The 17879-nt window shown below is 70.0% G+C and carries 14 protein-coding genes and 1 riboswitch; of the genes, 12 read left to right on the top strand and 2 right to left on the bottom strand.

The window, feature by feature from the left end:
- Nucleotides 1-47: 47 nt before the first annotated feature.
- From ACQBAT_RS08855 to ACQBAT_RS08815, 9 genes are all read left to right on the top strand, one after another.
- The gene (locus ACQBAT_RS08855; protein WP_420747547.1) at nt 48-1952 is read left to right on the top strand and encodes an ABC transporter substrate-binding protein; all 1905 of its coding nucleotides are present in this window, start codon (nt 48-50) and stop codon (nt 1950-1952) included.
- A gap of 271 nt (nt 1953-2223) precedes the next feature.
- The gene (locus ACQBAT_RS08850) at nt 2224-3744 is read left to right on the top strand and encodes an ABC transporter permease (RefSeq protein WP_420747546.1); all 1521 of its coding nucleotides are present in this window, start codon (nt 2224-2226) and stop codon (nt 3742-3744) included.
- 64 nt (nt 3745-3808) lie between these two features.
- On the top strand, nt 3809-4903 hold the full coding sequence (locus ACQBAT_RS08845; protein ID WP_420747545.1) for an ABC transporter permease: 1095 nt from the start codon (nt 3809-3811) through the stop codon (nt 4901-4903).
- Nucleotides 4903-6690: an ABC transporter ATP-binding protein gene (locus ACQBAT_RS08840; RefSeq protein ID WP_420747544.1), complete on the top strand. Its 1788-nt coding sequence runs from the start codon at nt 4903-4905 to the stop codon at nt 6688-6690. Before ACQBAT_RS08845 ends, ACQBAT_RS08840 begins: the two co-directional genes overlap by 1 nt.
- The gene (gene fmt / locus ACQBAT_RS08835) at nt 6687-7622 is read left to right on the top strand and encodes a methionyl-tRNA formyltransferase (RefSeq protein WP_420747603.1); all 936 of its coding nucleotides are present in this window, start codon (nt 6687-6689) and stop codon (nt 7620-7622) included. The genes ACQBAT_RS08840 and fmt overlap by 4 nt, the downstream gene beginning before the upstream one ends.
- Nucleotides 7603-9144 (top strand): RsmB/NOP family class I SAM-dependent RNA methyltransferase, encoded by a 1542-nt coding sequence (locus ACQBAT_RS08830; protein WP_420747543.1) that lies wholly within the window; start codon nt 7603-7605, stop codon nt 9142-9144. The genes fmt and ACQBAT_RS08830 overlap by 20 nt, the downstream gene beginning before the upstream one ends.
- Nucleotides 9145-9215: 71 nt before the next feature.
- Nucleotides 9216-9890, top strand: coding sequence for a ribulose-phosphate 3-epimerase (gene rpe / locus ACQBAT_RS08825; RefSeq protein WP_420747542.1), 675 nt, complete (start codon nt 9216-9218; stop codon nt 9888-9890).
- 56 nt (nt 9891-9946) lie between these two features.
- Nucleotides 9947-10075: riboswitch (FMN riboswitch) on the top strand.
- A gap of 170 nt (nt 10076-10245) precedes the next feature.
- Nucleotides 10246-10965, top strand: coding sequence for a nicotinamide riboside transporter PnuC (gene pnuC, locus ACQBAT_RS08820; RefSeq protein WP_420747541.1), 720 nt, complete (start codon nt 10246-10248; stop codon nt 10963-10965).
- Complete coding sequence (locus ACQBAT_RS08815; protein WP_420747540.1) at nt 10962-11441, top strand: PH domain-containing protein; 480 nt, start codon at nt 10962-10964, stop codon at nt 11439-11441. The genes pnuC and ACQBAT_RS08815 overlap by 4 nt, the downstream gene beginning before the upstream one ends.
- A gap of 35 nt (nt 11442-11476) precedes the next feature.
- Here the strand turns inward: ACQBAT_RS08815 and ACQBAT_RS08810 are convergent, their stop codons facing one another.
- Both ACQBAT_RS08810 and ACQBAT_RS08805 read right to left on the bottom strand, forming a co-directional pair.
- Entirely contained in the window at nt 11477-12667 is a 1191-nt protein-coding gene (locus tag ACQBAT_RS08810; protein ID WP_420747539.1) for an FUSC family protein, read from the bottom strand.
- A 54-nt stretch (nt 12668-12721) separates the two neighbouring features.
- Nucleotides 12722-13372, bottom strand: a complete 651-nt coding sequence (locus ACQBAT_RS08805) for a TIGR03085 family metal-binding protein (RefSeq protein ID WP_420747538.1) — start codon at nt 13370-13372, stop codon at nt 12722-12724.
- A gap of 147 nt (nt 13373-13519) precedes the next feature.
- Here ACQBAT_RS08805 and ACQBAT_RS08800 point away from each other — a divergent pair, with 147 nt between their 5' ends.
- Genes ACQBAT_RS08800 through ACQBAT_RS08790 form a run of 3 tightly spaced genes read left to right on the top strand, consistent with a single transcriptional unit; the run spans nt 13520 to nt 17879 of the window.
- Nucleotides 13520-15457, top strand: a complete 1938-nt coding sequence (locus ACQBAT_RS08800) for an ABC transporter ATP-binding protein (protein ID WP_420747537.1) — start codon at nt 13520-13522, stop codon at nt 15455-15457.
- Entirely contained in the window at nt 15454-17283 is a 1830-nt protein-coding gene (locus tag ACQBAT_RS08795; RefSeq protein WP_420747536.1) for an ABC transporter ATP-binding protein, read from the top strand. The genes ACQBAT_RS08800 and ACQBAT_RS08795 overlap by 4 nt, the downstream gene beginning before the upstream one ends.
- Entirely contained in the window at nt 17280-17879 is a 600-nt protein-coding gene (locus ACQBAT_RS08790) for a Trp biosynthesis-associated membrane protein (RefSeq protein ID WP_420747535.1), read from the top strand. The genes ACQBAT_RS08795 and ACQBAT_RS08790 overlap by 4 nt, the downstream gene beginning before the upstream one ends.

Below are 17879 nucleotides of genomic sequence, written 5' to 3'. Positions count from 1 at the left end.
CCACTGGCGGTCACCACCACGGCCCGAACCACTCACTAGGAGGAACATTGAAGATCAGGCGCGCGACCATGGCTGTCGTGGCGGCGGGTGCTCTGGCCCTTTCCGGCTGCACCTCCGACACCGGCGGCGACGCTGAGACCCCCGCCGCGGAGAACGGCACCGACGGTGGCGACACCGGCGGCGACGCCGGCACCGATGGTGCCGACACCACCGGCGACGGAGCTGACTCGACCGGTGACGGTGCCGACGAGACCGGTGACGGCATGGCTGCCGAGGGCGAGACCGGCAAGGAGGACCTGACCTTCGAGACCAACGAGGACGAGGTCTCCTTCTCCACCGGCGCCGAGCAGTACAACGCTTACAACGGTGGCACCTCGTCCACCAACTCCACCTACAACTCGGTGGTGAACAACCAGCTGTTCGGCGGCTTCTGGTACTGGGGCACCGACGGCGAGGTCTACCCGAACGAGTGGTTCGGCACCTACGAGCAGACCAACGACGACCCCCTGACGGTCGAGTACACCATCTCCGAGGAGGCCGTCTGGTCCGACGGCACCCCGGTGACCGCGAACGACTTCCTGCTCGACTGGGCGTCCTCGAACCCCGAGGCGCTCGGTGGCTCTGACACCCTGGGCTTCGACCCGGTGTCCGACACCTTCGGCAAGTACGTCCCGGAGGCTCCCGAGACCGAGCCGGGCTCCAAGAGCTTCACGGTCACCTACCCCGAGGCCTACCCCGACTGGGAGCTGGTCGTCTCCGGCGCCCTGCCCTCGCACATCGCCGCCCAGCAGGCGGGCCTCGAACCCGACGCGCTGGCCCAGGCCATCCTGGACGGCGACGGCGAGACCGTGGCCGAGGTCGCCGAGTTCTGGAACACCGGCTGGCTGTTCCCGGACTACGAGATCACCGACGAGGAGATCCTGCCCTCGTCCGGCCCGTACACCCTGGCTGGCTCCACCTGGCAGCAGGGTGAGTCCCTGGGTCTTCGCCCGAACACCGAGTTCTACGGTCCGGCGCCGGCCACCGGCAACCTGGTCTTCAAGTTCGTCGACCCGGGCTCGCAGGTCCAGGCGCTGCAGAACGCCGACCTGAACGTCATCGAGCCGCAGGCCACCGTGGACACGGTGGACCAGCTGGACGGCATGGCCGACCAGATCACCAAGTCCACCGGCCCGCGCATGACCTGGGAGCACCTGGACTACAACTTCGCCGAGGACTCCGTGTTCTCGGACGAGCAGGGTGGTCTGGCTGCCCGCGAGGCCTTCGCCCTGTGCGTGCCCCGCGAGCAGATCGTGCAGAACCTGATCCAGCCGATCGACCCCGAGGCCGAGGTGATGAACCTCCGCGAGGTCTTCCCCTTCCAGCCGCACTACCAGGAGGTCGTGGACGCGGCCTACGACGGCCGGTACGACCAGGTCGACATCGAGGCTGCTCAGGCCAAGCTGGAGGAGTCCGGTCTGGACACCCCCGTCACCGTCCGCATCGGATACTCGGCGCCCAACCCGCGTCGTACCGACGAGGTCACCGCCATCAAGGCGTCCTGTGACGAGGCCGGCTTCGACATCCAGGACGGCGCCGACCCGGCCTTCTTCGAGGCCGGTGGATCGCTGGACACCGGTGACTGGGAGATCGCCCTGTTCGCGTGGGCCGGCTCGGGCCAGATCGCCTCTGGCCAGCCGATCTACAGCACCGGTGGCGGCCAGAACTTCGGTGGCTTCTCCAACGAGGAGGTCGACGCGGCGTGGACCGAGCTGGCCGGCTCGGTTGACCCCGACGTGCACATGGAGCAGGTCAAGGTCATCGAGAAGCTGCTGTGGGACAACCTGTACGGCATCCCGCTGTTCGCCCACCCGGGCGTCGTCGGCTACGACAACACGCTCGAGAACGTCCGCAACACCGCGGTCCAGACCGGTGTGTCGTGGAACGCCGAGCAGTGGGTCCGCGCCAACTGACGCTGTCTCACCCTCGCTGAGGTCGTAGCGGTCGCACGAGCGACCGCTACTACCCAGCACCCGCCTACCGGGGCGGGAGGGCACCTCGCCCTCCCGCCCCGCATGGTGTCAACACCCCCATCCTCACCTTTGCCGTGACCACGAGGCCCCGCGTGCGCGCACTGTCGCGAACACGCCGCGAGGGCATGGTCAGACCCTGACCATTTCGGTTAGAGTCACCGGGCACACGGCACGTCGTCGTGCCAACCTCCGCAGGAAGGTAAGAACACCCGTGCTCCAGTTCATCCTCCGCAGGATCGCCATCTCTGGCCTGGTCCTGCTCCTGGGCTCGATGTTGCTGTACTTCGCGACCATCAACTCCGGCGACCCCCTGCAGGACCTTCGCGAGAGCCGCGCCGAGAACCGCGAGCAGCTCATGGCGGCGCGCATCGCCAACATGAATCTCGACATGCCGTGGTGGCAGCGCTACCTGACCTGGCTGGCGGGGGCCAGCAAGTGCCTGGTGCTCTCCTGCGACCTCGGCCAGGCGCGCAACGGCGCCAACATCAACAGCATGCTGGTCAACTCGGCGGGGGCGAGCCTGCGCCTGGTCAGCATCTCCGTCGTCCTGGCGATCGTCATCGGCATCACCCTGGGTGTGCTGTCCGCGATCCGGCAGTACTCCGGCTTCGACTACGCCATCACCTTCCTGGCCTTCCTCTTCTTCTCGCTGCCGGTCTTCTGGGCCGCGGTGCTGCTGAAGGACTTCGGCGCCATCCGCTTCAACAACTGGATCGCTGATCCAGTCTTGTCGACAACAGCAATCGCAGTCATAGCAGTGATCTTCGGCCTGCTCGTCGCCTCGGTGCTCGGGGGAACCCTGACCCGGCAGGCCATCACCTTTGCCGTGACCGCCCTCGTGGTCTTCGGTGCGGTCTTCTGGTTCGACACCATCGGCTGGTGGCGCAAGCCGGCCCTAGGCCTGCCGCTGATCATCATTGGCGGTCTGCTGGCCCTCGCCTTCTTCCTGACGCTGACCGTCGGGCTCACCGAGCGCAAGATCTCGGTCGCCGGCCTGGTCACGCTGGCCCTCGGTGTCGTCGCCTACTTCGTGACGCTGCCCATCATGGAGGACCCCTCCAGCTGGTTCGTGATCCTGGGGCTCGTCGCCGCCACAGTGGTGATCAGCGGAGCAGTCGGCTGGCTGATGGGTGGCTTCGAGAAAAAGCTGGCCATGTTCGTCACCATCGGCACCGGCCTGTCCTTCGGCTTCCTCGTCTTCATGGACCGCCTGCTGCGCAACTGGGGTGGCTTCCTGGAGCGCAAGCCGCGTCCGATCTCGACCATCGGCTCCGGTGTGCCCGGCTTCGAGGGCACCTTCTGGGAGGTCATCTTCGACTGGGGAGTGCAGCTCATCCTGCCGACCATGGTGCTGACCTTGATCTCGATCGCCGGCTACAGCCGCTACACGCGCGCCTCGATGCTGGAGACGATCAACCAGGACTACATCCGCACCGCTCGCTCCAAGGGGTTGTCGGACCGCGTCGTCTACACCAAGCACGCGCTGCGCAATGCGCTGATCCCGATCACCACCATCGTCGCCTTCGACTTCGCCAGCCTGCTGGGTGGCGCCGTCATCACCGAGACGATCTTCGGATGGAAGGGCTTGGGAGCGATGTTCAAGGAAGGGCTCGACAATGTCGATCCCGGGCCGGTGATGGGCTACTACCTGGTGGCCGGCGGCGCTGCAGTGCTGATGAACATGCTCGCCGATATCGCCTACGCCTTCCTCGACCCGCGGATCCGGAGGTGAGCGCCGTGCCGACCGACCGGCCCACCCTGGTATCTGCCCCTGAGCGCACCCGAAGGACGAACCGATGACCGACCGGCCCACTCCGCCCGGTGACCACCCCGAGCACCCCGACCAGCCCCGCGAGCCCGGCAGCGGCCGGGAAGGTCTCGCACCGATCCCCGCGCAGCAGGACAAGGGGGCTCCGCAGGACCTGGACCCCACCGCGGCCGACCCCGAGGCGGCTGGCACCTACTCGGTGGAAAAGCAGCTCGACCTGACCCAGAAGTCCTACTCGCAGGGACAGCTGGTGCGGCGGCGCTTCTTCCGCCACAAGGGGGCGATGGTGTCGCTGGCGATGCTGATCTTCATCACCGTCTTCGCCTTCACCTCGATCGGCTACGGGATCATTCCGGGCTGGTGGGACAAGGACTACCGTGCCGGCGCCCTCGTCATCGACCGCGGCCGGCCCACCCTGAGCCTGTGGCCGTTCTCGCTGGGCGAGCACCCCTTCGGCCAGGACAATGGTGGTAAGGACTACTTCGCGCTGACCATGCGCGGCACGCAGCGCTCGCTCATCGTCGCCTTCACGGTGGGTCTGCTCTCCACCATCCTGGGCACGTTGATCGGCGCGCTGGCCGGCTACTACCGCGGCTGGATCGAGTCGATCCTGATGCGGATCACCGACCTGTTCATCGTGATCCCCTCGCTGGTCCTCGCGGCCGTCTTCGGCAAGATGTCCGGCGGTGGCATCTGGCCGCTGGCGATCCTGCTGAGCTTCGTCGGCTGGACGAGCCTGGCCCGTCTGGTGCGCGGTGAGGTGCTCTCGCTGCGCGAGCGTGAGTTCGTCACCGCGGCCGAGGCGATCGGCACCGGGTCCGGGCGGATCATCTTCAAGCACATCCTGCCGAACACCATCGGAACGGTCATCGTGTCCGCCACCCTGGCGATCGCGGCGACCATCCTCACCGAGTCGGCGCTGTCCTTCCTCGGCTGGGGAGTCCGGGCCCCGGACACCTCGCTGGGTCTGCTGATCTCCACCTACCAGAACAGTTTCCAGACACGACCTTGGCTGTTCTGGTGGCCCGGCATGATCATCCTGGCCATCGCCTTGTCCGTGAACTTCCTCGGAGACGGTCTGCGCGACGCCTTCGACCCCCGTCAGAACAGGACTGCCGACTGATGAGCACCGCCACCGACAGCTACAGCGCGTCGGGCACCCCGGCCCGCGGCGAGGACGCCGTCCTCTCCTTCGACGATGTCGACGTGCGCTTCAAGACCGAGTTCGGCTCGGTGCACGCCGTCAAGGGCGTGGACCTGGCGGTCCGCCCCGGCGAGGTCGTCGCCCTGGTGGGCGAGTCCGGCTCGGGCAAGTCCGTCACCTCGATGACCGCCATGCGGCTGCTGCCGAGCAACGCCAACATCGGCGGGGCCGTCAACGTCGCCGGCAAGGAGGTCGGTCGGCTGTCCGAGCGGACCATGCGCCGACTGCGCGGCAATGACGTCGCCATGGTCTTCCAGGAGCCGATGACCGCCCTCAACCCGGTGCTGACCGTCGGCACCCAGATGGTCGAGTCGATGGAGCTGCACGGGGTGTCCCGTGGCCAGGCCGCGGTCGACCGGGCCGTCGAGCTGCTCGGCATGGTCGGCATCCCCGAGCCCGAGCGGCAGATGAAGAAGTACCCCCACGAGCTCTCCGGTGGTCAGCGCCAGCGCGTGGTCATCGCGATGGCGATCAGCTGTGACCCCAAGGTCATCATCGCCGACGAACCCACCACCGCCCTCGACGTCACCGTGCAGGCCGACATCCTCGACCTGCTCCGCTCGCTGAAGGACAAGCTGCAGACCGGCATCCTCCTGATCACCCACAACATGGGCGTCGTGGCTGACATGGCCGACCGCGTCTGCGTGATGTTCAAGGGCGAGATCGTCGAGCGTGGCACCGTCGAAGAGGTGCTCCTGCGCCCCCAGCACGAGTACACCCGGATGTTGCTCGGCTCGGTGCCCCGCATGGGCGCCGGCCGTGGCCAGATGGGCATCAACGTCAAGGAGGACGTCGACCAGGACGCCCCGTTGGCGATCGAGCTGAAGAACCTCGTCATCGAGTACCAGCGCCTGGGCAAGCCGCCGTTCCGCGCGGTCGACGACGTCAGTTTCGACGTCCGCAAGGGCGAGATCGTCGGCCTGGTGGGGGAGTCCGGCTCCGGCAAGTCGACGATCGGTCGGTGTGCACTGGGTCTGATCCCGGCCGCCGGCGGTGAGTTCCGCCTGCTGGGCGAGGACGTCACCTCGATGAGCCGCAAGCAGAAGCGGGCCCTGCGCAAGCGGATCGGCGTCATCTTCCAGGACCCGGCCGCCTCGCTGAACCCGCGGTTGCCGATCGGTGAGTGCATCGCGGAGCCGCTCGTGGTCCACAAGGTGGGTGACCGCAAAAGCCGCCAGCAGAAGGTGTATGACCTGCTGGACGCGGTGCACCTGCCCCGCGAGGTCTACAACCGTTACCCGCACGAGGTCTCCGGTGGTCAGCGTCAGCGCATCAGCGTCGCTCGGGCGCTGACCCTGGACCCCGAGCTGCTGGTGGCCGATGAGCCGACTTCCGCGCTCGACGTCTCGGTCCAGGCCCGCGTGCTGAAGATCTTCGCCGAGTTGCAGGAGCAGTTCGGGTTCGCCTGCCTCTTCATCAGCCACGACCTGGCGGTCATCGACCTGCTGGCTCACAAGGTGATCGTGCTGCAGAACGGCAAGGTCGTCGAGGCCGGTCCGCGCGAGCAGATCATGGAGAACCCGACCCAGGAGTACACCCAGCGACTCATCGCCGCGGCGCCGATCCCGGACCCGATCGAGCAGGCCCGTCGCCGCCGCGAGCGGCACGAGCTGCTCCGGGCGCAGGGCGAGGAAGTCGCCGAGCTGCAGGTGGGTGACCTCTCCGAGTTCCGCGACTCGATCTCGACCGAGGCGGACCAGTTCTGAGGATCGTCTTCGCCGGGACCCCCGAGGTGGCGGTGCCCTCGTTGCGGGCGCTGCTGGACTCCAACCACGAGATCGTCGGGGTGCTCACCCGACCCGACGCCGGGCGGGGTCGTGGCCGCCGAGCCACGCCCTCACCTGTGCGCGTCGTCGCCGAGGAGGCCGGTATACCGGTGCTCACGCCCGAGCGCCTGCGCGAGCCCGAGGTCGCGACCACGTTGCAGGACTGGGGGACCGAGGCCGTGGCGGTCGTCGCCTACGGCAACCTGGTCCCGCCTGAACTGCTGGGGCAGCCACGGCACGGCTGGGTGAACCTCCACTTCTCGCTGCTTCCTGCCTGGCGCGGCGCCGCGCCCGTGCAGCACGCCCTGCTGCACGGTGACGATGTCACCGGTGCAGTGACCTTCGTGCTGGAGGAAGGGTTGGACACCGGACCGATCCTGGGTCGGCTCACCGAGAGCGTCCGGCCCGGGGACACCAGCGGCGCGCTGCTGGAACGCCTTGCCTGGGCGGGGGCCGATCTGCTCGTCGCGACCATGGATGCCCTGGAGGCGGGCACCGTCGTCCCGGAGGAGCAACCGAGCCACGGTGTCAGCCATGCCCCGAAGGTCGGGGTGGAGGACGCCCGGGTCGACTGGTCCCACCCCGCCCTGGCCGTGGACCGACGGATCCGGGCGATGACCCCGGCCCCCGGCGCGTGGACCACCTTCCGGGGTGAACGCCTCAAGCTGGGCCCGGTCTCCCCGGTGGAGGACCTTGGCGTCGCGGCCCTGGCACCCGGTCAGGTGCGCGCCGACAAGAAGCAGGTGCTGATCGGCACCGCAACGGTCCCGGTGCGGCTCGGCCTGGTCACGCCCCATGGCAAGCGTGAGATGCCCGCCGCGGACTGGGCGCGCGGCAGCCGGATCGAGGAGGATGAGCAGGTTGGCGCGTGAGGATCGAGGACCGGCGAGGGGTGGCCGGGGCGCGGGCGCACGCGGTGGCCGCGAGGAGCGGCGGGATGAGCGACGCCGAGGACCCCGGGAGCGCTCGGCCCAGCGTCCCGCCGAGCGGGCCCGGCAGGGCGATCCGGCGAGGGACACGGCATACCGGGTGCTCCGGGCCGTCGACCAGGATGGCGCGTACGCCAACCTCGAGCTCCCTCAGGAGTTGCGCAGGGCCCGTGTGCGCGGGCGGGACGCTGCCTTCGCCACCGAGCTGACCTACGGCACCCTGCGTCTGCAGGGTCTCTACGACCGCGTGATCGCCCAGGCGGCAGATCGTGATCTGTCACAGGTGGACGCGCCGGTCCGCGACCTGCTGCGGCTGGGCACCCACCAGCTTCTCGGCATGCGCGTGCCCGACCACGCCGCGGTGAGCTCGACCGTCGCGCTGGCGCGCCAACACGTGAGCCAAGGCGCCGGCGGCTTCGTCAACGCGGTCCTGCGGCGCGTGGGGGAACGCACCCGTGAGGAGTGGCTGGAGATCGTGCTCGAGCCGATCACCGACCCGGTGGCGCGAGCGGCCGTGGAGCACTCCCACCCCGAGTGGGTGGTGCGCGCGCTGCGCGCTGCGCTGATCGCCCACGGGAGCACCGCCTCGGAGGCCGACGCCGAGCTGCCCGAGCTGCTGCGGGCGCACAACGAGCCGGGCGCGCTGACGCTGGTGCTCCGACCCGGGCTGGTCGAGCCTGATGCCCTCGAGCAGGCTGGTGCCGAGCCCTCGCCGGTGGCACCCACCGCGTGGACGCTGCCTGCCGGGGACCCCGGTGTGCTCTCCGCCGTCCGCGACGGCCGGGTCGCGGTCCAGGACGCCGGGTCCCAGCTGCTGACGCTGGCCCTCGCGGACGCCCCGCTGGAGGGGACAGACGAGCGCTGGCTTGACCTGTGCGCCGGTCCGGGCGGCAAGGCAGGTCTGCTGGCAGCGCTGGCGCTGGGGCGCGGGGCGAGCCTGCGCGCCAACGAGGTGTCGGCGCACCGCGCCGAGCTGGTGCGCAACACGCTGACCGGCGCTATCGACGCCGGGGCGGACGTGACCGTGACCGTCGAGGACGGCCGTGACGTGGGCACCCAGGAGCCTGGGCTCTACGACCGCGTGCTCGTCGACGCGCCGTGCACCGGGCTCGGCGCCCTGCGGCGCCGACCTGAGTCGCGGTGGCGGCGCAGCCCGCAGGACCTCGCGACCCTGGGTCCGCTGCAGCGAGAGCTGCTCGACTCCGCCCTCGACGCGGTCCGGGTGGGCGGCGTGGTCGCCTACGCGACCTGTTCACCGCACATCGCCGAGACCACCCTTGTGGTGGAGGACGTGCGCAAGCGGCGCGGGGACGTCGAGCTCGTGGATGTGCGGGCCCTGCTTCGGGACCGGTCCGGTCAGCAGGTCGCCGACACCGGCAGCGAGGGCGAACTCTGGGCCCAGCTGTGGTCGCACCGGCACGACACCGACGGGATGTTCGTCGCCCTGCTGCGTCGCACGGGCTGAGTGGCACGGGCTGAGTGGCTCGGGCTGAGTGGCTAGGGGCGGACCAGTACTGGCTGGGTAGGGTGTGCGCCATGCCTGCCCCGCACCTGCAGATCAGCCCTTCCATCCTGGCCTCGGACTTCGCCAACCTCGAGCGCGAGCTGGACCGCATCGCGGACGCGGACTGGGCGCACGTCGATGTCATGGACAACCACTTCGTGCCCAATCTGACGCTCGGTCTGCCGGTCGTGGAGGCACTGGTCAAGGTCTCCCCGGTGCCGATCGACACGCACCTGATGATCGCCGATCCAGATCGCTGGGCCCCGGGTTACGCCGAGGCCGGGGCGTCCTCGGTGACCTTCCACATCGAGGCGGCCAGCGACCCTGTCGCGATCGCTCGCGCCATCCGTGCCGAGGGCGCCCGGGCGGCTTTCGCGCTGAAGCCTGACACGCCTTTCGAGCCCTATGAGGAACTGCTCGCCGAGGTCGACATGGTGCTCGTGATGACCGTGGAGCCGGGCTTTGGCGGACAGTCCTTCATGGCTGACCAGATGCCGAAGGTGCGGGCGGTCCGGGACGCCGTGCGCCGACGCGGGGGAGAGGTCTGGGTCCAGGTCGACGGCGGGGTGGCGGCCGACACCATCGGGGAGTGCGCCGAGGCCGGTGCCGACGTCTTCGTCGCCGGCTCAGCCGTCTACGGGGCCGAGGACATCTCGGGGCGGATCGCCGAGCTGCGCGACCTCGCGGCCCGCCACGCCTGCGGCTGAGGCGCCGTCGTCCCGACCGTCCACCCCTCGGGTAAGGTGTGCCCAGCAATACGCACTACGTGCTCCGGGGTCGGTGAAATTCCGAGCCGGCGGTGACAGTCCGCGACCCGGCCGCAGCCAGCGGCCGGTTGACCTGGTGAAACTCCAGGACCGACGGTGAAAGTCCGGATGGGAGGTAGCACGCGCGTCGTCCTCGGACGTCGCACCCGCGCACCCGCGCGCCGATGTCTCGGCACCCGGGTGCAGGTGCCGACGTCCGGGATTGTCGATGCGTCGCTCCACGCACACGAACCCCCGGCGCCCACACCCGGCGAGCGGGGGTTGTCCTCTCTCGCCCTGATCCGAGAGGACAGACGTGGACGTCTGGAACGACATCTTCTACGCCGAGCTCGACCTGTTCGGCCACCCCATCGCCTGGCGGGAGGTGGTCGGCAATCTCTTCGGGTTCGCCTCCGCCATCCTCGGCATGCGCCGCAAGGTCTGGGCCTGGCCGGTGGGCATCATCGGCAACGCTCTGCTGTTCACCGTCTTCATGGGGGTCTGGTTCAACAACCCCCAGGAGCACAGCTTGTTCGGGCAGGCCGCCCGCCAGGTCTTCTTCATCGCGACCAGCGTCTACGGCTGGTGGCGCTGGCAGCAGTCCCGCAAGACCCGCGCCAAGGGCGAACCCGCTATCACGCCGCGCTGGGCGAGCGCCCGGGAGCGCGCCACCTATCTGGTCGTCGCCGCGGTCCTGGTGGTGCTGTGCCAGTGGATCTTCCGCGAGGTCGGCGTGGGCTGGCCAGCCCCGTCCTGGTACTACTGGACCGATGCCTGGATCTTCGTCGGGTCGATCCTGGCGACCTATGCGATGGCGCGCGGCTGGGTTGACTTCTGGCTGGTGTGGATCGCCGTCGACCTCGTCGGCGTCCCTTTGCTGTGGAGCTCTGGCTACTACCCCTCGGCCATCATGTATGCCGTGTACGGCGGCCTGGTCCTGTGGGGCTTCTTCGTCTGGAACCGGGCGGCGCGCGTCGAGGCACCGACCGGTGCGGGCCCGAACCTCGCGGAGCAGGAACGTACCCTGAAGTCATGATCCGTCCGACGTCCCGGCGCTCCGCCTACGACCCGTTCCGCCCCGTGATCGGTGCGTGGGTCGCCCGGGCGTGCGCCGTGGCAGCGATCATCGTCTTCGGTCTGGTCGCGATCTACGGCCCGACACCGCTCGGCTCAGACCCGTCCCTGCAGCTGGTCAACCGCGTGGCTGTGGCCGTGATCGGGATCGGGATGGCGGCTTTCCTGTGGCGTTACGGGATGATCCGCGCGCTGCCCACCAAGGAGGGGCTGCGCGTGGTCAACCTGGTGCGCAGCCACGACCTGTCCTGGGCCCAGATCGTCCGGGTCGGCTTCTCCGGTGGCGCCCCCTGGGCGGTGCTCGAGCTCACCGACACCGAAGAACTGGCCGTGATGGCCATCCAGCGGGCGGACGGGGAGCGGGCGACGAAGGAAGCGGGTCGTCTCGCTGCGCTCATCGAGCACCACTCCCGTCCGGCTTGCGGCGTGAACGACTGAGCGCGGTCCGGGAGGATCAGGCGTGGACGATCGAGTCACCCTTTCCGGTCGGTCTCCTCGCGTTCCTCCTCGGCGGCGCTGGGGTCCAGCTCCTCGCGGGTGGCCGGCACCCGCCGTCGTGCCTGGGCCACGGTCATCCCGGACAGCACGAGCAGGTCCACCACGGCCGAGCGGATCTGGGCGCGCATCACCTCGGCTGACAGGCCGGCCCGGGGATGGCTCCAGGTCGACTCCCGGGCGAGGATCACCAGATCCTCCTGGGCTGCCGCGAGGTCCTCATGGTCCTCGAGCCGTTCCACGATGGTGGCGGCTGCCGCCGCGAGACCGGTGACCATGTCGATATAGCTGTCGGGGACGAACTCCTCCTCGTCGACGGCGATCTGAGCCCGCCGCACGAGCACGCGCACGCTGCGGATGGCCAGGTCGAGCGGTCCGATCAGGTGCGCCACCTCGCGGACGCCGTCGCGGTGGGTCCGGGTCAGTAGGGGAGCCATCCGCACCGCGGCCTGCGCCTCAGCGGTGGAGGAGCGCAGGTCCTCCACCTCGGTGGACAGCCCGCGAGCCATCGCCAGGGCGCGGTCGGTGCGGCCGAGGTCCCGGTTGCGCAGTCCTTGAGCGGTGTCGGTCAGCACCTCGGCGAGGTGGCCGATCAGGGCTGTGGCGCGCTCCCGCGGCCGCGCCGTGGTGGAGCTCATCGGCGCCAGCATGGCGATGATCAGCGCGACGAGACCGCCGACGACCGCGTCGATCCAGCGGCTGAAGGCGGCCCCCTCGGGGGCCACCAGGGCGGTGACGATGACGGCCTGGATCCCGGCCTGCATGGTGAGCAGCTGGCCTGCCCCCAGCAACGCGGCCAGCGACATGGCCACCACCACGACGCAGAAGATCTGCCAGGTGCCGGAGCCGAAGACGTGGATGAAGAGGTCTGCGGTGAAGATGCCGATCGCCACGCCGATCGTCAGCTCGATGGTCCGTCGGAAGCGGTCGCCGTAGGTGAGACCGAGGCAGATCACCGCGGTGACGGGGGCGAAGAAGGGCTGCGGGTGCCCGAGCAGGTCCTTGGCCACCCACCACGCGAGGGCGGCGGCGATCCCGATCTGCAGGATCAGCCACGCTCGTGACCGCCAGCGCACCACCCGGGTGCGCGCCGCGTCGGGGGTGAGTTCTTCGCGCACCGGCCCCCACAGCTTGCGTCCTGCCTTGCGCAGGATCTCACCGGTGCTCACCGGTCCAGTCTGGCCTACTCGCTGGCGGTCTGCCCGTGACCCGCAGGCGCTGCGTTAGGCGCTGCGCTCGTGCTGCTCGAGCGCCAGGACGTCGGCGTCCGAGCCCTCGGCCCGCAGCTGCGCGACCGGGGCGCGGCCGAAGGCGTGCAGGAGCAGCTCCAGGGGCTCGCCGGTGAGCACCACGCTGCCCACGTCCCCGGACGGCGGGCGCTTGACCCCGGCCCGCCCATATCCCGGTGCGACGAGCACCACCCCGACGGGGGCGCTGCGGTAGAGCAGTCGCCCGGCACGGCGCACCGTGTCCCACAACTGCTGCTGGGTCTCGGCGTCCAGCACGGTTGGCTCGGGGTCGCCGGGCTGGGCCCGCACCATGTCCTCCAGGTGCACCGCCAGCTCGGCCGTATTCACCGCTCGGTCGACGGGTCCCAGCCGGGTGGGAGACCACGAGGGCGGGCCGGTGCGGACCCGATCGGCCAGGCCGGCGAGGCTGTGCTCGCGGGCCAGCTCGTCCTGGAGGCGTTCGGTATGCCGCTCCAGGGGCCCGAGCGGCAGCCCGATCCCGGGCAGGGCGTCCGGTCGCGTCTCCCGGAGCACCAGGTGAGCCAGGAGGTCGTGGACAGTCCAGGGATGGCACAGCGTCGGCGCCTGCGGCCCCAACCGCAGGGCAGTGGTGGCCACGAGCTCGCGAAGGTGGGCGGTCGACATACCGTCATCCCATCACGGACACCAGGGCTGGCGCGCTCCGGACGCCCTGGCGGCGAGGGCTGGCGCGCATCGTCGGTGGGTGGTGGCAGAATGGACGGTCGGCCTCCTGCCGCACACACCCACCTCCGTCGAAAGGTCGGCCTCGTCGTGTCCGTCGCCAGCACCCCGGTTCCCCGACCGACCGCGACCCGCGCGGTGCTCCGCCGCGGCCTCCGGGTCATCTGGGGCGGTGTCCGTCAGCAGCCGAGGCCGTTCGCCATCGCGGTGGTCGGCGCGGTGCTGTGGGCTGCAGCCACGGTCGGGACCGCCGCCGCGATCGGCTGGCTCACTGACACCGTCATCGAGCCCGCCGTGCTGGAGCGGACCGTGACGGCCGCCGGGCTCTGGCTGATCTTCGGAGTCCTGTTCCTGGTCCTGATCGTCAACGTCATCGGTGTCGTGCTGCGCCGCGTCTACGCCACGATCGCCGGCTTCAACCTGCAGGCGAGCAACCGGAGGGACGTTACCCGCCAGTACCTCCGGCTGCCGCTGTCCTGGCACCACGCGCATCCGTCGGGCCAGCTGCTGTCCAACGCGCACGCGGACATCGAGGCCACCTGGCAGGTCTTCAACCCGCTGCCGATGGCGATCGGCGTGATCTTTATGCTGGTGATCGCCGGCACGATGATGGTCTTCGTCGACCCCTTCCTCGCCTTCATCGGCCTGCTCGTCTTCCCGGGGCTGTTCGCCGCGAACCTGGTCTTTCAGCGCTTCATGGCACCGCGGATCACCCGCGCCCAGCAACTACGCGCCGAGGTGGCCCAGGTCGCCCACGAGTCCTTCGAGGCGGGCCTGGTCGTCAAGGCGATGGGCCGGGAGGATGAGGAGACCGCCCGCTTCCGCACCAAGACGCACGAGTTGCGGGACAGCCTGATCCTGGTCGGTCGCACCCGAGGCACGTTCGAACCAGTCATCGAGGCCATCCCCACGCTCGGCACCCTCGCGGTGCTCGGGGTAGGGACCTGGCAGGTGGCCAGCGGCGATCTTGGCGCCGCCGACGTGGTGCAGATGGCCTACCTGTTCTCCATCCTCGCCTTCCCCGTGCGCGCGCTCGGGTGGGTGCTCGCCGAGATCCCGCGCTCGGTGGTCGGCAACGACCGGGTGCAGCACGTGCTGCAGGCCGAGGGCGGTATGTCGTATGGCGAGGCCCGCGCCTCACGCCAGGGGGAGCCGGCCCTGGCTGAGCTGGACCGGGTCACCTACCGGCACCCGGGGGAGGAGAACCCGGCGATCGATGAACTCGATCTCACGGTGGCTCCGGGCGCGACGATCGCGCTCGTGGGTCCGACCGGGTCCGGCAAGACGACGGTGACGAACCTCGCGCTGCGGTTGGTCGATGTGCACGGGGGGACGGTCAGCCTGGACGAGGTCGAGGTGCGCGAACTGGCGCGCGGCGAGATCCCGGCCGTCGCCACCCTGGTCGCACAGCAGACCTTCATGTTCGACGACACGGTCCGGGGCAATGTCACCCTGGGCAACGAGGGCAACGAGGGCAACGAGGGCAACGAGGGCAACGAGGGCAACGAGGGCGAGAGCGACCCCAGCGTGGACGAGTCCGTCTGGGAGGCGCTGCGGATCGCGCAGGCGGACAGCTTCGTCGCCGCCCTCCCGGAGGGCCTCGACACGGTGATCGGGGAGCGCGGTGGCACGCTCTCCGGTGGTCAACGGCAGCGGATCGCGCTCGCTCGAGCGGTCTGGCGGCGCCCGCGCTTGCTCGTCCTGGACGATGCCACCAGCGCGGTGGATCCCTCGGTGGAACAGGCCATCCTGGCTGGCTTGCGTGAAGCCAGCCACGGCATGTCGGTCCTGGTCGTCGCCTACCGGATGGCGACCATCCTCCTCGCCGATGAGGTGGTCTACGTGGAGCAGGGACGGGTGGTGGACCGCGGCTCGCACGACGAGCTGGTCCGGCGTTGCCAGGGTTATGCCGATCTGGTCCAGGCCTATGCCCGGGAGGCGGCCGAGCGAGCCGCTGTCGAGCGCTCCGAGGAGTCGCCCGACACCACCGCACAGGCCGATGCGACGTCCGAGGAGGGGGAGCGATGAGCACGCCGGACACGGACCCGAAGCGCTCGGGCAGCAGCCGGATCGGCGGTCAGGGCGAGCTCGGGACGCTGGCCACACTGCGGCGAGGATTCGAGCTGTCTCCTGAGCTGCGTGCCGGGCTGCTCGTCACGGTGCTCCTGGGTGTGCTGGCGACCGTGGGCCGGGTCCTGATCCCGTTCGTGGTCCAGCAGACCACCGACCACGGCATCATGGCGCCCGGCGGGGTGGACGTCGACTTCGTCGTCGTCGCCATCCTGATCGCGGCAGGTGTCGTGCTGATCACCTCGATCGCCCAGTTCTTCGTCAACGTCAGGCTGTTCACCGCCGCCGAGCGGGGGCTGGCGACGCTGCGCCTGCGGGCGTTCCGGCACATCCACGACCTGTCGGTGCTCACCCAGAGCACGGAGCGTCGGGGCTCGCTGGTCTCGCGCGTCACCAATGACGTCGACACGATCTCGATGTTCGTCCAGTTCGGCGGCCTCATGCTGCTGATCTCCACCGCCCAGATCATGTTGGCGACCGTGCTGATGCTGATCTACAGCCCGGCGCTGGCCCTGGTGGTCTACCTGTGCTTCATCCCGTTGGCCCTGCTCATCCGGCGCTTCCAGCCGATGCTCGGCCGCGCCTACGGCCTGGTGCGCGAGCGGGTCGGCAACATGCTCGGGGCGATCAGCGAGGCCATCGTCGGTGCGGTCACCATCCGGGCCTACGGGGTCGAGGACCGGACCGCCGCCCGCATCGACCGCGCGATCGAGGAGCACCGGAGCGCAGCGGTCAAGGCCCAGATCCGCTCGGTGATGGCCTTCTCCTCGGGCCAGGCCTTCGCCGGCATCACCACCGCGATCGTGCTGGTGGTGGGCACGGTGCTCGCCACGCGGGGGCACCTGACCCTCGGTGAGCTGCTGGCCTTCCTCTTCCTGGTCAACCTCTTCACCCAGCCGGTCCTGATGGCGACCGAGATCCTCAACGAGATGCAGAACGCCGTGGCCGGCTGGCGGCGCGTGATCGGCGTGGTGGACACCCCGGCCGACGTCTCGGACCCGGGTCCGGACGGAGTGCGGCAGGAGCGCGGACCGATCACCGTGGAGTTCGACGACGTGTCCTTCGCCTATCCCGGCGGGGAGCCCGTGCTGCAGGACGTGAACCTCGTCCTGCAGCCGCACCTGAAGGTGGCGATCGTCGGGGAGACCGGTTCCGGCAAGACCACGATGGCCAAGCTGCTCACGAGGCTGATGGATCCCGCCGGGGGCCGGGTCCTGCTCGACGGCGTCGACCTGCGGGAGATCGCCTTCGACTCCCTGCGGCGCAGGGTCGTGCTGGTCCCGCAGGAGGGCTTCCTCTTCGATGAGGACCTGGCCGAGAACATCCGCTTCGGTCGCCCCGAGGCCACCGACGAGGACCTCGACCTGGCCATCACCGAGCTCGGCCTGGACGCCTGGGTCGAGTCGCTGCCGCACGGGCTGGCCACCCAGGTCGGCCAGCGCGGTGAGTCGTTGTCCGCCGGTGAGCGCCAACTTGTCGCGATCGCCCGGGCCTACCTGGCCGACCCCGACCTGCTCGTCCTCGACGAGGCCACGAGCGCGGTCGACCCCGCCACCGAGGTGCGGGTCCAGCGGGCACTGGAGGGCCTCACGCGTGGCCGGACCTCGGTCGCGATCGCCCACCGGCTCTCGACGGCGGAGGCGGCCGATCTCGTCGTGGTCGTGGACAAGGGCCGGATCGTCGAGCTCGGGCCGCACCGCGAGCTCGTCGACGGCGGAGGCGTCTACACGCGCATGCACGCCTCCTGGGCTGCTCAGCAGCAGGACCAGAGCGGGCGGGCGTGAGCCAGACCGCCCCAGGCCAGCGCGCACGCACCTCCTCCGTCGTGCTCGTGCTCCTGGGAGCGGGGCTCTTCGTGCTCGCCGCGACCCAGCCGTGGCTGAGCACAGTCGTCGAGGCGGCGCCGGGCGCGCCCCGGGTGCGCGAACGGCATACGGGATCCTCGGTGCTGCCCTGGGGCGGTGCGGCCGCCCTGCTGGCCACGGTCGCCACCCTCGCCGCGCTCGGGCTGCCTCGTGGGCGGGCGTTCACCGCGGGTCTGACCGCCATCGCCTCGGTGGCGACGTTGTCCTCGGTCCTCCTGGCCATGTCCGGTGCCGTCGAGCTCGACTCGACGGCCGGGATCGTCTCCTCCAGCCGCCTGGGGTGGGTGTGGGTCGCCCTGGTCGGGGCGGTGGTCCAGCTGCTCGGGGCGATGGGGCTGCTCCGGATCGTGGGCAGCCGCCCAGCGCCGCAGGCAGGATCTGACCTTGCCGGGGCGTCCGCCCAGCCCTCAGCGAACCTGCCCGAGGCCGAGCTGCGGCGGCGGGAGGCTGCCGACCAGTGGTCGAGGCTGAGTGCGGGGGAGGACCCCACCGATGGACCCGCGGCACACCGCTGA

This window comes from Ornithinimicrobium pulveris (assembly GCF_050261105.1).
Classification (GTDB): domain Bacteria; phylum Actinomycetota; class Actinomycetes; order Actinomycetales; family Dermatophilaceae; genus Ornithinicoccus.
This window is presented reverse-complemented; position numbering and strand designations above follow the sequence as displayed.

Coding starts and splice junctions, on each gene's coding strand:
- rpe (WP_420747542.1), top strand. CDS start 9,216: ATGCCTGCCCCGCACCTGCAGATCAGCCCTTCCATCCTGGCCTCGGAC.
- ACQBAT_RS08840 (WP_420747544.1), top strand. CDS start 4,903: ATGAGCACCGCCACCGACAGCTACAGCGCGTCGGGCACCCCGGCCCGC.
- ACQBAT_RS08845 (WP_420747545.1), top strand. CDS start 3,809: ATGACCGACCGGCCCACTCCGCCCGGTGACCACCCCGAGCACCCCGAC.
- ACQBAT_RS08805 (WP_420747538.1), bottom strand. CDS start 13,372: ATGTCGACCGCCCACCTTCGCGAGCTCGTGGCCACCACTGCCCTGCGG.
- ACQBAT_RS08815 (WP_420747540.1), top strand. CDS start 10,962: ATGATCCGTCCGACGTCCCGGCGCTCCGCCTACGACCCGTTCCGCCCC.
- ACQBAT_RS08795 (WP_420747536.1), top strand. CDS start 15,454: ATGAGCACGCCGGACACGGACCCGAAGCGCTCGGGCAGCAGCCGGATC.
- ACQBAT_RS08830 (WP_420747543.1), top strand. CDS start 7,603: ATGAGCAGGTTGGCGCGTGAGGATCGAGGACCGGCGAGGGGTGGCCGG.